The organism is Pseudescherichia sp. (genome assembly GCF_031998825.1).
GTDB lineage: Bacteria > Pseudomonadota > Gammaproteobacteria > Enterobacterales > Enterobacteriaceae > Pseudescherichia.
Map to the genome: position 1 here is coordinate 46,572 of NZ_DAMACX010000005.1, position 14,132 is coordinate 60,703.

At 59.6% G+C, this 14,132-nt stretch carries 14 protein-coding genes; 10 read left to right on the top strand and 4 right to left on the bottom strand.

Features of this window, described 5'->3' with window-relative positions:
• On the bottom strand, window positions 1–1,234 hold a 1,234-nt coding region (locus tag RTP97_RS03735), incomplete at its 3' end, for an FtsX-like permease family protein (RefSeq protein WP_312411051.1).
• Window positions 1,231–1,917 (bottom strand): putative ABC transporter ATP-binding protein YbbA, encoded by a 687-nt coding sequence (gene ybbA / locus RTP97_RS03740; protein WP_312411052.1) that lies wholly within the window; start codon window positions 1,915–1,917, stop codon window positions 1,231–1,233. The genes RTP97_RS03735 and ybbA, both read right to left, overlap by 4 nt.
• On the opposite strand from ybbA, the gene tesA reads away from it, so the two are divergent.
• The 5 genes from tesA to RTP97_RS03765 are packed head-to-tail and all read left to right on the top strand — an operon-like array spanning window position 1,888 to window position 5,634.
• Window positions 1,888–2,511: a multifunctional acyl-CoA thioesterase I/protease I/lysophospholipase L1 gene (gene tesA, locus RTP97_RS03745; RefSeq protein ID WP_312411199.1), complete on the top strand. Its 624-nt coding sequence runs from the start codon at window positions 1,888–1,890 to the stop codon at window positions 2,509–2,511. The genes ybbA and tesA overlap by 30 nt on opposite strands.
• A 41-nt stretch (window positions 2,512–2,552) precedes the next feature.
• Window positions 2,553–3,323, top strand: coding sequence for an SDR family oxidoreductase (locus RTP97_RS03750; RefSeq protein ID WP_312411053.1), 771 nt, complete (start codon window positions 2,553–2,555; stop codon window positions 3,321–3,323).
• A gap of 59 nt (window positions 3,324–3,382) precedes the next feature.
• Window positions 3,383–4,237 (top strand): co-chaperone YbbN, encoded by an 855-nt coding sequence (locus tag RTP97_RS03755; protein WP_312411055.1) that lies wholly within the window; start codon window positions 3,383–3,385, stop codon window positions 4,235–4,237.
• Between the two features lie 30 nt (window positions 4,238–4,267).
• On the top strand, window positions 4,268–5,185 hold the full coding sequence (locus tag RTP97_RS03760) for an SPFH domain-containing protein (RefSeq protein ID WP_312211269.1): 918 nt from the start codon (window positions 4,268–4,270) through the stop codon (window positions 5,183–5,185).
• Complete coding sequence (locus tag RTP97_RS03765) at window positions 5,182–5,634, top strand: NfeD family protein (RefSeq protein ID WP_312411058.1); 453 nt, start codon at window positions 5,182–5,184, stop codon at window positions 5,632–5,634. Before RTP97_RS03760 ends, RTP97_RS03765 begins: the two co-directional genes overlap by 4 nt.
• Here RTP97_RS03765 and cueR read toward each other — a convergent pair.
• On the bottom strand, window positions 5,631–6,047 hold the full coding sequence (gene cueR / locus RTP97_RS03770) for a Cu(I)-responsive transcriptional regulator (RefSeq protein ID WP_154057423.1): 417 nt from the start codon (window positions 6,045–6,047) through the stop codon (window positions 5,631–5,633). The genes RTP97_RS03765 and cueR overlap by 4 nt on opposite strands.
• Window positions 6,048–6,145: 98 nt before the next feature.
• Here cueR and copA point away from each other — a divergent pair, with 98 nt between their 5' ends.
• The 4 genes from copA (at window position 6,146) to ybaK (ending at window position 10,816) form a co-directional block, all read left to right on the top strand.
• Window positions 6,146–8,647: a copper-exporting P-type ATPase CopA gene (gene copA / locus RTP97_RS03775; protein WP_312411061.1), complete on the top strand. Its 2,502-nt coding sequence runs from the start codon at window positions 6,146–6,148 to the stop codon at window positions 8,645–8,647.
• A gap of 66 nt (window positions 8,648–8,713) precedes the next feature.
• Window positions 8,714–9,523: a TraB/GumN family protein gene (locus tag RTP97_RS03780; RefSeq protein ID WP_312411064.1), complete on the top strand. Its 810-nt coding sequence runs from the start codon at window positions 8,714–8,716 to the stop codon at window positions 9,521–9,523.
• Window positions 9,524–9,924: 401 nt separating this feature from the next.
• On the top strand, window positions 9,925–10,203 hold the full coding sequence (locus RTP97_RS03785) for a DapH/DapD/GlmU-related protein (protein ID WP_312411067.1): 279 nt from the start codon (window positions 9,925–9,927) through the stop codon (window positions 10,201–10,203).
• A gap of 133 nt (window positions 10,204–10,336) precedes the next feature.
• Entirely contained in the window at window positions 10,337–10,816 is a 480-nt protein-coding gene (ybaK, locus tag RTP97_RS03790) for a Cys-tRNA(Pro)/Cys-tRNA(Cys) deacylase YbaK (protein ID WP_312411070.1), read from the top strand.
• A gap of 107 nt (window positions 10,817–10,923) precedes the next feature.
• On the opposite strand, the gene ushA is transcribed toward ybaK, so the two are convergent.
• Window positions 10,924–12,585 (bottom strand): bifunctional UDP-sugar hydrolase/5'-nucleotidase UshA, encoded by a 1,662-nt coding sequence (gene ushA, locus RTP97_RS03795; protein ID WP_312411072.1) that lies wholly within the window; start codon window positions 12,583–12,585, stop codon window positions 10,924–10,926.
• A 176-nt stretch (window positions 12,586–12,761) separates the two neighbouring features.
• Here ushA and RTP97_RS03800 point away from each other — a divergent pair, with 176 nt between their 5' ends.
• Window positions 12,762–13,976, top strand: a complete 1,215-nt coding sequence (locus RTP97_RS03800) for an MFS transporter (RefSeq protein WP_312411075.1) — start codon at window positions 12,762–12,764, stop codon at window positions 13,974–13,976.
• The last annotated feature ends 156 nt before the right edge of the window (window positions 13,977–14,132 follow it).

Consider the following 14,132-nt stretch of genomic DNA (forward strand, 5'->3'; position numbering starts at 1 on the left):
CCGCGCCCGCCAATACCGCCCACAGCAGCATGCTGCCGCCCATCAGCCAGGCCAGCAGCAGCACCGCAACGGCGGCGACAATCGGCAGGTAGAGCTTCAGCGGCCAGACGTTAGCCACCGCATCGCGGCGCAGGACGCGGATCGGCGCGGTCGCCAGCAGCAGACGATAGGGTCGCAGCCCCACCAGCAGAGAGATCACCAGCATCGCCCCTGTCGTCCACAGCCACGGCCAGAGGCTGGCAGGCGGCAGCGCAGCGGGCAGCACCGGCTTGAGCAGGATCATCAATACCTGCTCAAACAGCAGGCCGATAGCGCCCCCGGTGACGGTGGCGAGGGCCAGCACCAGCAGCCACTGGCCGACAATCAGCTTTTGCAGCTGGGCGCGCCCTGCCCCCAGCGTTTTCAGAATGGCGACCAGATCGTAGCGGCTGCGGCAGTAGTGGTTCATCGCCACCGCCACGGCGGCGATCGCCAGCAGCAGGGTCAGCAGGGCCGACAGCAGCAGGAACTGCTGGGAGCGCTCGAGGGATTTCCCCAGCGCCCCTTCGTCCTGCTCGAGGCCATACCAGCGCTGCTCCGGTGTGAGCTGCGGCAGGAGCCACTTTTCGTAATCTTCGAGCTGCTGCGGCGTGCCGCCAAACTTGATGCGCCACATTACGCGGCTGCCGGGCTGTACCGCGTCGGTCGCCGCCACGTCGGCAAGGTTCATCATCAGACGCGGGGCCATCTGGAAGGGGTTAAACCCGGCGTCCGGCTCCTGCACCACCTCCCCGGCAATGCGCAGCCGGGCGTCACCCACGTCGATATAGTCGCCGGGCTTAAGGCTCAGCAGCGCCATCAGGCGCGGGGCAAGGAGCACCGTCCCCGCCTGCGGCTTGAGGCCCGGCGGATTGGTTTGCAGCTCGCCATACATAGGGTAGATAGCGTCCACGGCCTTGACGTTAGCCAGCTGCGGCGTATCCCCGGCAAAGGTCATGGTGGCGAAAGTGAGCTGCTCGCCCACCTTCAGGCCTCGCTTGCGTGCCTCCTCCAGCCACGCCGGAGGGATTTCACGGGAGCTGCGCAGCGCCCGGTCACCCGCCATAAAGTCGCGGCTCTGCTGGCTAAGGCCTTTCTCCATGCGATCGCTGATGTTGCCCAGCGCCAGCACGCAGGCCACCGCCAGGCTGAGGGCCAGCCAGACGATCAGCAGCGACGGCGAACGCCATTCGCGCCAGAACCAGCGGGCAATCATGCTTCCTCCCGCAGTTCGCCGTTGACCAGCCGCAGGCGACGATCGCAGCGGGCCGCCAGCTGCGGATCGTGCGTGACCAGAATCAGCGTGGTGCCATACTGCTGGTTCATGGAGAAGAGCAGATCGGCGATCTTATCTCCGGTCTGCCGGTCGAGGTTACCGGTCGGCTCATCGGCAAAGAGCACGCCGGGGCGACCGTTGAAGGCGCGGGCCAGCGCCACGCGCTGCTGCTCGCCGCCGGAGAGCTGGGCAGGAAGGTGATCCAGCCGCTTGCCCAGGCCGAGATCGGTCAGCAGCGTTTTGGCGCTCTCGCGACTCTGGCGACCGTTTTCACCGCGCAGCAGCGCCGGTAGCTCGACGTTCTCCAGCGCATTCAGGGTGGGGATCAGCATAAAGGACTGGAAGACAAAGCCGACGTTCTGCGCCCGCAGCGCCGCCCGCGCCTCCTCATCCATGGTGTGCAGAGGCTGGCCCAGCAGGCTAACCTCGCCGCTGCTGCCGTCGTCCAGCCCGGCGAGGATCGCCAGCAGGGTTGACTTACCGGAACCCGATTCGCCGATCAGGGCAATCGTCTGCGCCGGTTTGACAACCAGCTCAACTCCGGTGAGGATGGAAAGCTCATGTTCCCCCTGACCGACGGACTTCTTAAGATGATGAACTTCAACAATGTTTTCCGCTGGCATTTGCCCTTCCTGTTTATGCTTCTGTTTACCTTCCGTGCCGCAGCCGCTGACACGCTGTTGGTTCTCGGTGACAGCCTGAGCGCCGGGTACCGCATGGCGGCCAACTCGGCCTGGCCTGCGCTGCTTAACGATAAGTGGCAGCAGACGCCGCCGGTGGTTAATGCCAGTATAAGCGGCGATACCTCCCAGCAGGGGCTTTCCCGTCTGCCCACGCTGCTAAAGCAGCACCGGCCGCGCTGGGTGCTGGTGGAGCTGGGAGGCAACGACGGCCTGCGCGGCTTTGCGCCACAGCAGACCGAGCAGACCCTGCGTAAAATTTTGCAGACCATTAAGGACGCCAACGCACAGCCGCTGCTGATGCAGATCCGCCTGCCGGCCAACTATGGCCGTCGCTATACGGAGACCTTTAGCGCGATCTATCCTGCGCTGGCCAAAGAGTTTGACGTACCGCTGCTCCCCTTCTTTATGGAGGAGGTCTATCTCAAGCCGCAGTGGATGCAGGATGATGGCATTCACCCCAATCTGGATGCCCAGCCGTTTATCGCCGACTGGATGGCCACGCGCCTCGCACCTTTAGTTAACCATGATAGTTAACCATGACTCATAAATAATCGGGGACGCCTACGGGTAAAGTTATGCAAAAATCGGTCTTAATAACAGGATGTTCCAGCGGAATCGGTCTGGAAGCAGCAGTAGAGCTAAAGCGCCAGGGGTTTCATATCCTTGCCGCCTGCCGCAAGCCTGATGACGTCTCACGCATGAACGGGATGGGCTTTACCGGCATCCTGCTGGATCTCGACCTCCCGGAGAGCGTCGATCGCGCCGCCGATGAGATTATTGCGCGGACCGGCAATCGCCTCTACGGCATCTTTAACAATGCCGGCTACGGCGTCTACGGCCCGCTGGCCACCATCAGCCGCGAGCAGATGGAGCAGCAGTTCTCCGCCAACTTCTTTGGTGCGCATCAGCTGACCATGCGCCTGCTGCCCGCAATGCTCCCTTACGGCGAAGGGCGTATCGTGATGACCTCCTCGGTAATGGGGCTGATCTCCACGGCGGGACGCGGGGCTTACGCGGCGAGTAAATATGCCCTTGAGGCGTGGTCGGATGCCCTGCGCATGGAGCTGCGCCACAGCGGCATTCAGGTGAGCCTGATCGAGCCCGGCCCCATCCGTACGCGCTTCACCAAAAACGTTAACCAGACCCAGCAGGATAACCCGGTAGAAAATCCTGGCATTGCCGCACGGTTTACCCTTGGTCCGGAGGCGGTAGTGGCGAAAGTGCGCCATGCTTTTGAGAGCAAGCGTCCAAAGCTGCGCTATCCGGTGACGCTGGTGACCCACGCCGTCTGCTGGCTGAAGCGCCTGCTGCCGGGACGGGCGATGGATAAAATTTTGCGTGGGTGAGTTGAAGGCCACACCTCTCAACCCCATGTAAAGATAAACGTGAAAACAGAGAATTAGCTATGTCCGTACAGAATATTGTCACTATTACCGAAGCGAACCTCCAACAGACGCTAGAGCAGTCGGTTAACCTGCCGGTGCTTTTCTATTTCTGGTCCGATCGTAGCCAGCACTGCCAGCAGCTGACCCCGGTGCTGGAGTCGCTGGCCGCGCAGTATAGCGGGCAGTTTATTCTGGCGAAGGTGGACTGCGACGCTGAGCAGATGGTGGCCTCGCAGTTTGGCCTGCGGGCGATCCCAACCGTCTATCTGTTCCAGAACGGCCAGCCGGTGGACGGCTTCCAGGGGCCTCAGCCGGAAGAGGCGATCCGCGCTCTGCTGGAGAAGGTTCTGCCCCGCCCTGAGGAGCTGAAAGCCCAGCAGGCGATGGCCCTGGCTCAGGAAGGCAACTATGCCGAGGCGCTGCCGCTGGCGAAAGAGGCCTGGCAGCTGTCGAATCAGAACGGTGAGTTTGGTCTGCTGCTGGCCGAGACGCTGATCGTCCTTAACCGCGCCGACGAAGCCGAAGCGGTGCTGAAAACTATTCCGCTGCAGGATCAGGATACCCGCTACCAGGGCCTGGTGGCGCAGATCGAGCTGCTGAAAAAGGCCGCCGATACTCCAGAGATCCAGCTTCTGCAACAGCAGGTTGAGCAGTCGCCGGAGAACGCCGAGCTGGCAACCCAGCTGGCGTTGCAGCTGCATCAGGTTGGGCGCAACGAAGAGGCGCTGGAGCTGCTGTTTAGCCATCTGCGCAAGGATCTCTCTGCTGCCAACGGCGAGGCGCGTAAAATGCTGCAGGAGATCCTCGCCGCGCTGGGGACCGGTGATGCGCTGGCTACATCCTATCGCCGCAAGCTCTATTCACTGCTTTATTGATTGACCGCTATTGCGGCAGGGAGGGTGTAAATGCTTATCGTCATCCCGGTACTGATTTTCGTCGCGCTGGTGATTGTCGGCGCGGGCGTAAAGATTGTGCCGCAGGGCTACCAGTGGACCGTGGAGCGCTTCGGGCGCTACACCAAATCGTTACAGCCGGGCCTGAGCCTGGTTGTGCCGTTTATGGACAGGATTGGCCGCAAAATCAATATGATGGAACAGGTATTGGATATCCCCTCTCAGGAGGTCATTTCCAAGGATAACGCCAACGTCACCATCGATGCGGTCTGCTTTATCCAGGTGATCGACGCCCCGAAGGCGGCCTATGAGGTAAGCAACCTGGAGCTGGCCATCATCAACCTGACGATGACCAACATCCGTACCGTTTTAGGGTCGATGGAGCTGGACGAGATGCTCTCCCAGCGCGATAACATCAACACCCGTCTGCTGCATATCGTTGATGAGGCGACCAACCCCTGGGGTATCAAGGTGACGCGCATTGAGATCCGCGACGTGCGCCCGCCCGCCGAGCTTATCTCCTCTATGAACGCCCAGATGAAGGCCGAGCGAACCAAGCGCGCCTACATTCTGGAAGCTGAGGGGATCCGCCAGGCGCAGATCGTCAAGGCCGAGGGGGAGAAGCAGTCGAAGATCCTCAAGGCCGAGGGCGAGCGACAGTCGGCGTTTTTGCAGGCGGAAGCCCGTGAGCGTTCGGCCGAGGCGGAGGCCCGCGCTACCCAGATGGTCTCCGAGGCGATTGCCGCCGGGGATATTCAGGCGGTGAACTACTTCGTGGCGCAGAAATACACCGAGGCGCTCCAGCACATTGGCTCATCAACCAATAGCAAAGTCGTACTGATGCCGCTGGAGGCCAGCAGCCTGATGGGCTCTATCGCTGGCATCGCCGAGCTGGTGAAAGAGAGCGCCAGCGAACGGAAAGGCCTATGATCGACTCCCTGCTCCAGCACCCGCACCTCTTCTGGCTCAGCCTTGGCGGCCTGCTGCTGGCGGCCGAGATGCTGGGCGGCAACGGCTATCTGCTCTGGAGCGGCGTGGCGGCGGTGGTGACCGGCCTGCTGGTCTGGCTGCTGCCGTTTGGCTGGGAGTGGCAGGGGGCGCTGTTTGCCCTGCTCACCCTGCTGGCGGCGTGGCTGTGGTGGCGCTGGCTGGCCCGCCGCGTGCGCGAGCAGAAGCCCGCCGACGCGGCGCTTAACCAGCGCGGCGTGCAGCTGGTGGGCAAACACTTTACCCTCGACACCCCTCTCGTTAACGGCCGCGGCCATATGCGCGTCGGCGACAGTACCTGGCCGGTGAGCGCCGATGACGATCTGCCTGCCGGGACGCCGGTGGAAGTGGTGGCGGTTGAAGGCATTACCCTGCGTATCAAAGCGCGCTAGCTCTCCTTAGCCGAATGCCGGTGGCAGCAGCCGGAGAGGTTATCGATAATCGGACAGTCGGCACCGTCATCACCCGGACAGGCGTTCGCCAGGCTCAGCAGCTGATCGCGCATCGCCTGTAGCTCAACAATGTGACGCTCGATCTCCGCCACTTTTTGTAGAGTGTAGGCCTTCACGTCGGCGCTGTGCCGGGCCGGATCGTTGAACAGGGTGACCAGCTCGCCGCACTCCTCAAGATTAAACCCCACCTGCCGCGCCTGGCGCAGCAGAGTCAGCTCATCCAGATGCTGCTGCGTGTAGCTGCGATAGCCGTTCTCGCTGCGCAGCGGCGGCGTCACCAGCCCCTTCTCCTCATAGAAGCGGATCGCCTTGCTGGTTAAGCCTGTCTTTTTTGCTACGTCGCTAATATTCATGCTTCCCCCTTGACCTTCCCCTTAATGGAAGGTTTAAGCTTATGTACAGTTAGCCAAAATAGCGGCTCAGTCAATCCTTAATGCACAGGAGTATGATGATGTCCCAAACAATCGAACTGGCGCTGGAGGGTCTCTCCTGCGGCCACTGCGTCAAACGGGTGAAAGAGAGTCTTGAACAGCGCCCCGACGTGGAGCGCGCCGAGGTCACCATCGACCGGGCGGAAGTCACCGGTAGCGCCGATGCGGATGCACTGATCGATACCGTTAAACAGGCCGGGTACGGGGCGACGCTTAGCCACCCAAAGGCTGATCCGCTGGCAGAGTCATCACCTCCGTCGGAAGCACTGACAGCGGCCGAAACTGAGCTTCCGGCAGCGGATGACACTGACGACAGCCAGCAGCTGCTGTTGAGTGGCATGAGCTGCGCCAGCTGCGTTACCCGAGTGCAGAAAGCCTTGCAGGCGGTACCCGGCGTAACCCAGGCACGGGTCAATCTGGCGGAGCGCTCTGCGCTGGTTATGGGCAGCGCCTCCGCCGCTGAATTAGTGAGCGCGGTGGAAAGCGCGGGCTACGGTGCGGAGGCGATTGACGATGACGCCACCCGCCGCGAACGCCAGCAGGAGACCGCCGTTGCTACCATGAAACGCTTCCGCTGGCAGGCGATTGTTGCCCTGCTGGTGGGTATCCCGGTGATGATCTGGGGTATGGCAGGTGACAATATGATGGTCACCGATGCCAACCGCAGCCTCTGGCTGGTCATCGGCCTGATCACCCTTGGAGTGATGATCTTTGCCGGGGGCCACTTCTACCGCAGCGCGTGGAAAAGCCTGCTGAACCGTACCGCCACCATGGACACCCTGGTGGCGCTGGGTACCGGAGCCGCCTGGCTCTACTCGATGAGCGTCAACCTCTGGCCGACCTGGTTCCCGATGGAGGCGCGCCACCTTTACTATGAAGCCAGCGCGATGATTATCGGCCTGATCAACCTTGGCCATATGCTGGAGGCTCGTGCCCGCCAGCGTTCATCAAAAGCGCTGGAGCGCCTGCTCGACCTGACCCCGCCTACCGCCAGAGTGGTGACCGATGCCGGGGAAGAGACCGTTCCCCTTGCCGAGGTTCATCCGGGCATGACGCTGCGCCTGACTACAGGCGATCGCGTTCCGGTTGACGGGGAGATTGTCCAGGGCGAAGCCTGGCTTGATGAGGCGATGCTGACCGGCGAACCTGTTCCGCAGCAGAAACAGCGTGACGATACTATTCATGCGGGAACGGTAGTCTCCGACGGCAGCGTGCTGTTTCGCGCCAGCCGCACCGGCAGCCATACGACCCTCTCGCGGATCGTCCGCCTGGTGCGCCAGGCCCAGAGCAGCAAGCCGGAGATCGGCCAGCTGGCGGACAGGATCTCCGCGGTCTTCGTGCCGGTGGTGGTCGCGATTGCCCTCGTGAGCGGGGCGACCTGGTACCTCTTTGGCCCTGCCCCGCAGATTGTCTATACCCTGGTGATCGCCACCACGGTGCTGATTATTGCCTGCCCCTGCGCGCTGGGCCTGGCCACGCCGATGTCGATTATCTCCGGTGTCGGCCGCGCCGCCGAGTTTGGCGTGCTGGTGCGCGATGCCGATGCGCTCCAGCGTGCCAGCCAGCTTGATACGCTGGTGTTTGATAAGACCGGCACCCTCACCGAGGGCCGCCCGCAGGTAGCATCGGTCACAACTTATAGCGATCTCTCCAGCGAGCAGGCGCTGCGCCTGGCCGCCGCGCTGGAGCAGGGTTCCAGTCACCCGCTGGCCCGGGCGATTATCGACAAGGCCGGAACGGAGCCGTTGGCAGAGGTGATTAACTTTCGTACCCTGCGCGGGCTGGGCCTGAGCGGAGATTGCGAAGGCCGACGCCTGCTGCTGGGTAACCAGGCCCTGCTGAACGAACAGGGGATTGATACCGCTGTGCTGGAGAGGGATATCACCGCCCAGGCAGCCACGGGTGCGACGCCGGTGCTGCTGGCAGTTGATGGTAAGGCGGCGGCGCTATTTGCCATTCGCGATCCGCTGCGTGAGGATAGCGTGGCGGCATTGCAGCGCCTGCACCGTGCCGGCTACCGGCTGGTGATGCTGACCGGTGACAACGCCGTCACCGCCAACGCCATCGCCAAAGAGGCCGGTATCGACGAGGTGATCGCCGGGGTGCTGCCGGATGGCAAAGCCGCCGCGATTCAGGATCTACAGCGTCAGGGTCGTCAGGTCGCCATGGTGGGGGACGGCATCAACGATGCCCCGGCGCTGGCCCAGGCCGAGGTCGGTATCGCCATGGGCGGCGGCAGCGACGTGGCGATTGAGACCGCTGCTATCACCCTAATGCGTCACAGCCTGATGGGCGTTGCCGATGCGCTGGCCATCTCTCGCGCCACGCTGCGCAACATGAAGCAGAACCTGGTGGGGGCGTTTATCTATAACTCGCTGGGCATTCCGATTGCTGCCGGGGTTCTGTGGCCGCTGACCGGGTCGCTGCTCAATCCAGTGGTGGCGGGTGCGGCGATGGCGCTCTCCTCCATTACGGTGGTGAGCAACGCCAACCGCCTCCTGCGTTTTACGCCCAAAGAGTAAGCTGCCTGCCTGATTTGCACCTTCTCCCGGCTCGCGCTAGCATGGGTCTTTCAGCCGGGAGAGCGTATGGGCCTGTTTAGCCGTTTAAAAATGCTGTTGGGTGCGCTGTACAGCCGCACCTATTCGTGGCCCGCGCTGGATGTTACCCTGCCGGGTGGGCGCTACCTGCACCTGGTCGGCAGTATCCACATGGGCACCCGCGATATGTCTCCCCTGCCGGAAGGGCTGCTGCGCAAGCTTAAGCAGGCCGATGCCCTGATCGTTGAAGCCGACGTCTCTGTTAGCGGCTCGCCTTTCTCCGAGCTTCCTCCGCGCCCACCGCTGGCGGAGCGGCTGGATCCCGCCCAGCTTGCCGCGTTATCCCGGGTGCTGAACGAGCTGGCACTGCCGCTGGAGAGCTTTGACCAGCAGCCCGCATGGAAGATCGCGCTTGTATTGCAGGCAACCCAGGCCCAGCGCTTAGGTCTGCGCCCCGACTACGGTATCGACTATCAGATGCTGCAGGCCGCCCACAATAGGCAGATGCAAGTGATTGAGCTGGAGGGAACGGCGGATCAGGTTAACCTGCTCTGTCAGCTACCGGAGGATGGGAAAGCGCTGCTGCTGGATACCCTCACCCACTGGCACACCAATGCCCGTCTGTTACAGGTGATGCTCAGCTGGTGGCTCAACAGTCCCCCTGCCGAGGCGTCGCAGCCCCTCCCCTCTACCTTTAGCCAGCCGCTTTACGATGTGCTAATGCATCAGCGCAACCAGGCCTGGTGCAAACGGCTGCTGGCGCTGCCGCCGGGCCACTATGTGGTGGCTGCAGGCGCACTGCACCTCTATGGCGAAGGAAATTTACCAACGCTTCTGCGGCAGAAAATGAGCGCATAATATAGCGTCCCGAAACTCCCCAGCCTGTTTTGCATTTAACGTCAGGATGAACAACAAAAAATAGTCTTCTTAAGATTGTCCTTAATTGACTAAAACTACTTTACGCTTGCATTGTTCAAGCTTACTAATTATCCTCTTGACAAAGTCAACCCCAAGATAAATTAAGCATACTGAGCTATTTAAAGTTATTTTTCTCCACCAAATTATCAATAAAAACAGCAGTATGGATTTTTAATAACTCAAATTTTTCCCGCAAAAAGCGCAATTTAGCACTGCGTAAATCAGGGTTCGTTTTTCATGGAAAATCAGTAATTTACGCTCCTTTCTTTTACACCTGCGGCAATATTCGTCTTGGAGATGGATCTTTCGTTAATTATAACTGCACGATGCTGGATAACGAAATGATTACCATCGGCGAAAAAACGATGCTGGGGCCTAACGTGACTATTTGTACCGTTACCCATCCTGTAGACTTATTAAACCGCAAAGAAACCGCCTCCGAGGCCGTAACCATCGGTAATAACGTTTGGATCGGCGCAAGTGTGGTTATTCTTCCGGGTGTCACTATTGGTGATAACAGCGTCATTGCAGCTAATAGTGTTGTCACATCTCATATTCCAGAAAATGCGCTGTTTGCCGGTGCTCCTGCCGTTTTTAAACGCCATATAAACGTTAGCTAACTCTTATCCACGCAGCACCGGGTCATGACAGAATTGATCGTCTCTCCAACATAAACGGCAAGATGGTACTATTTTTGCGAGCGCCGTCAGGCGTATGCTGATAGCTCGATCATCTGTGGTAAGAAGGATTTTTATGACGCCCGCCGTAAAGTTACTCGAAAAGAATAAGATCCCTTTTCAGCTGCATAGCTACGATCACGATCCTCAGGAAACTAACTTTGGCGATGAGGTGGTGCGTAAGCTCGGCCTGAACGCCGACCAGGTCTACAAGACGCTGCTGGTGGCGGTAAACGGTGATATGAAGCAGCTGGCGGTCGCGGTGACGCCGGTGGCAGGTCAGCTGGATCTGAAAAAGGTGGCGAAGGCGCTGGGGGCGAAGAAGGTTGATATGGCCGACCCCGCCGTTGCCCAGCGCACTACCGGTTATCTGGTGGGTGGCATCAGCCCGCTGGGGCAAAAAAAGCGCCTGCCGACGCTTATTGACGCTCCCGCTCAGGAATACGCGACGATCTACATCTCCGGCGGCAGACGCGGGCTGGATATTGAGCTGGCGGCAGGCGACCTGGCGAAGATGCTGGACGCAAAATTCGCCGATATCGCCCGCCGGGATTAACTCGTTGTAGGCCGGATAAGACGCGTTAGCGTCGCCATCCGGCGTTCAGCATCCCACATACGCCTGATGGCGGCTGACGCCTTATCAGGCCTACAGAGTGCACAGCGTTACTGCCAGTTCACCTCGCCCTGCGGCTCAAGGGTTGCGGCATCCAGCGGTGAATTCTGCTGGATGTACTGCTTCAACACCTCGGCATCAATAAAGCCGGTATTAACGTAGCCAGGCTTATCGTCCAGACGCGGATAGCCGTCGCCGCCGGTGGCGTTAAAGCTGAGGGTTGCCATACGATAGGTTTTAGCGAGATCTACCGGCTCGCCGCCGATCTTCAGATCGTTAAGCGTGCCGTTCGCCATCGTAAAGCTGACGTGGCTAAACTGCGGATAGGCCCCTGAATTGGGCTTCATCTGCGCCACGGCGGTGAGGTAGTCCACCACCTCTTTCCCGGTCAGGTCGGCATAGACCACGACGTTGCCGAACGGCTGCACCTTCAGCACATCTTTGTAGGTGATATCCCCTGCGGCAATGCTGTCGCGGATCCCGCCGCCGCTCATCACGGCAAAGTTGGCTCCGGTACGTGCCATCTGCGCGGCGAGGATCAGGTGCCCAAGATTGGTCTGTACAAAGCGCACTTTGCTGCGATCGCCTTCAAGAGGCGCATTGACCGAACCAATTTTCACCGTCAGCTGGGCCTTGCCTTTATTCTGGAAGGGCGTCAGCAGGGAGAGCATCTGAGCGTTTTCAGGGATCTCCGGCGCATAGAGCACGCGTTCGCTCTCGCCGTTGTCGTAAACGACCTTTTTCTTCAGGTTGATGGGGATCAGCTGATAGTGCACCAGCTTCATCTCACCGTTGCGGAACTCAAAGTCCGCGCGGCCGACATATTTGCCCCACTCGTGAGCCTGAACGATCCAGATACCGTTCTGCCGGTCCGGTGCGCAGGGCGTGCCCGGTACATAATCTACCTGCTTTTTATTCTCTGCAGCCATACAGACCGGGTTTTGCGAGTGGCCGCCGACAATCATCGCCAGCGAACCCGCCGGCAGGCTGCGCGCCATTTCGACGTCGCCCGGCGCGTTGGAGCCGTGCTCACCGTTATCGTAGTGTCCCATATGGGTGGTGGCAATCAGGATATCCGGCCGCTCTTTTTCATCCAGACCATTCAGCTCCTGAATCACCAGCTTCGCCTCGTCGGCGGGCTTGCGGAACTCAATGTCGGTGAAGAACTCCGGATTGCCAATTTTGGCGGTGTCATCGGTGGTCAGACCGATTACGCCGATTTTCAGATCCTGGCGCTTGAAGATAGCCCACGGCTTAAAGAGACGCTCGCCGGTACTCTTCTGATAAATATTGGCTGACAGGAAGGGGAACTTAGCCCACTTCTCCTGCTGGCGCAGCACCTCCATCGGGTTATCAAACTCATGGTTGCCGACCGCCATCGCGTCGTAGCCGATGAGGTTCATGCCGCGGAAGTCCGGCTCGGCGTCCAGCAGATCGGACTCCGGCACGCCGGTGTTGATATCGCCACCGGAGAGCACTAGCACGCTGCCCCCTTCGGCAGCCACCTCTTTGCGGACGCTGTCCACCAGCGTTTTCTGTGCTGCCAGACCATATTCGCGGTCATCGCTGCGCCAGAAGTGGCCGTGGTGATCGTTAGTGTGCAGGATGGTTATTTTATAGGTTTTATCCTGTTCCCAGGCCTGGGCAGGCAGACTGGTGAGCCCCCACGCGGCGAGAAGCGCCAGTGCAACGCCCTGCTTTAACATATTCATTTCTCTCTCCCTGATGACATAACACACGCAAAAGTAGCGCGGGGACAGAGAATAAACAAATAGGATTTTATGTCTGCGACTTCCCTCAAAGAGTCGGGACGCGTATCTTAGTTTGCTAATAATCAGGACGCTTTCACAACTCCTGCACTCCAATAAAAGACAAGAAGTGACATTTTATGGCAATAAATCAATCCACCGGCGCGCTTTCCGGCGCTGCCGCATCGCCGCCGCGTACTGCGTTCGGTATTCTGGGGGCGATCAGCCTCTCGCATCTGCTCAACGATATGTTGCAGTCGCTGATCCTCGCCCTCTACCCGCTGCTACAGGCTGACTTCTCGCTAAGCTTTGTGCAGATCGGCATGATCACCCTCACCTTTCAGCTCGCCTCTTCGCTCTTACAGCCGGTAGTGGGCTACTACACCGATAAGCACCCGATGCCGTGGTCGCTGCCTATCGGCATGTGCTTTACCCTCTGCGGCCTGGTGCTGCTGGCGCTGGCAGGCAGCTTCGGCATGGTGCTGCTGGCGGCGGGGCTGGTAGGAACCGGATCCTCTGTTTTCCACCCGGAGTCCTCCCGCGTAGCGCGCATGGCCTCCGGCGGCCGTCATGGTCTGGCGCAGTCCATCTTTCAGGTTGGGGGCAACTTTGGTAGCTCTCTCGGGCCGCTGCTGGCGGCGTTGATTATCGCCCCCTACGGTAAGGGTAACGTGGGCTGGTTTGTGCTGGCCGCGCTGCTGGCTATCGTGGTGCTGGCGCAGGTCAGCCGCTGGTATGCTGCCCAGCATCGGGTGAATAAGGGGCAAAAAGCCGTTATTGAGCGCAGTCTGCTGCCGCGTAATAAAGTGATCCTGGCGGTAGGCATCCTGCTGATGCTGATTTTTTCAAAATACTTCTATATGGCGAGTATCAGCAGCTATTACACCTTTTATTTGATGGAAAAATTCCACTTATCGGTACAAAACGCCCAGTTTCATCTGTTTGCCTTCCTGCTGGCGGTTGCGGCGGGCACGGTAATTGGCGGTCCTGTCGGGGATAAGATTGGCCGCAAATATGTTATTTGGGGCTCTATCCTCGGCGTTGCCCCCTTTACGCTGGTTTTACCCTACGCATCCCTCTACTGGACCGGGATTTTAACGGCGATCATTGGCTTTATCCTTGCATCGGCCTTTTCCGCCATTCTGGTCTATGCCCAGGAGCTGCTGCCGGGACGTATCGGCATGGTTTCCGGGCTCTTTTTTGGCTTCGCTTTTGGCATGGGTGGGCTTGGCGCTGCCGTGCTGGGGCTGGTTGCCGACCATACTAATATATTCGTAGTCTATAAAATCTGTGCTTTTCTGCCGCTTTTAGGGATGTTAACTATATTCCTGCCCGATAATCGCCATAAAGCCTGATTCCAGGGCGGCCAAAGGCAAACTTCGGCCGCCTGCATTGCCCATGCCATAACACTTATAAGACGTTCACTGCCCTAATCCCCTCTCATACGCTTTTTTTATGTCAGAGCGTGCTTTTCTTCAATATTCAACAATTATTCATCAACATAATCATTA

Coding starts and splice junctions, on each gene's coding strand:
- RTP97_RS03755 (WP_312411055.1), top strand. CDS start 3,383: ATGTCCGTACAGAATATTGTCACTATTACCGAAGCGAACCTCCAACAG.
- RTP97_RS03800 (WP_312411075.1), top strand. CDS start 12,762: ATGGCAATAAATCAATCCACCGGCGCGCTTTCCGGCGCTGCCGCATCG.
- ybaK (WP_312411070.1), top strand. CDS start 10,337: ATGACGCCCGCCGTAAAGTTACTCGAAAAGAATAAGATCCCTTTTCAG.
- tesA (WP_312411199.1), top strand. CDS start 1,888: ATGAACTTCAACAATGTTTTCCGCTGGCATTTGCCCTTCCTGTTTATG.
- ybbA (WP_312411052.1), bottom strand. CDS start 1,917: ATGCCAGCGGAAAACATTGTTGAAGTTCATCATCTTAAGAAGTCCGTC.
- RTP97_RS03760 (WP_312211269.1), top strand. CDS start 4,268: ATGCTTATCGTCATCCCGGTACTGATTTTCGTCGCGCTGGTGATTGTC.
- ushA (WP_312411072.1), bottom strand. CDS start 12,585: ATGAATATGTTAAAGCAGGGCGTTGCACTGGCGCTTCTCGCCGCGTGG.
- RTP97_RS03750 (WP_312411053.1), top strand. CDS start 2,553: ATGCAAAAATCGGTCTTAATAACAGGATGTTCCAGCGGAATCGGTCTG.
- cueR (WP_154057423.1), bottom strand. CDS start 6,047: ATGAATATTAGCGACGTAGCAAAAAAGACAGGCTTAACCAGCAAGGCG.
- RTP97_RS03785 (WP_312411067.1), top strand. CDS start 9,925: ATGATTACCATCGGCGAAAAAACGATGCTGGGGCCTAACGTGACTATT.
- copA (WP_312411061.1), top strand. CDS start 6,146: ATGTCCCAAACAATCGAACTGGCGCTGGAGGGTCTCTCCTGCGGCCAC.
- RTP97_RS03765 (WP_312411058.1), top strand. CDS start 5,182: ATGATCGACTCCCTGCTCCAGCACCCGCACCTCTTCTGGCTCAGCCTT.
- RTP97_RS03780 (WP_312411064.1), top strand. CDS start 8,714: ATGGGCCTGTTTAGCCGTTTAAAAATGCTGTTGGGTGCGCTGTACAGC.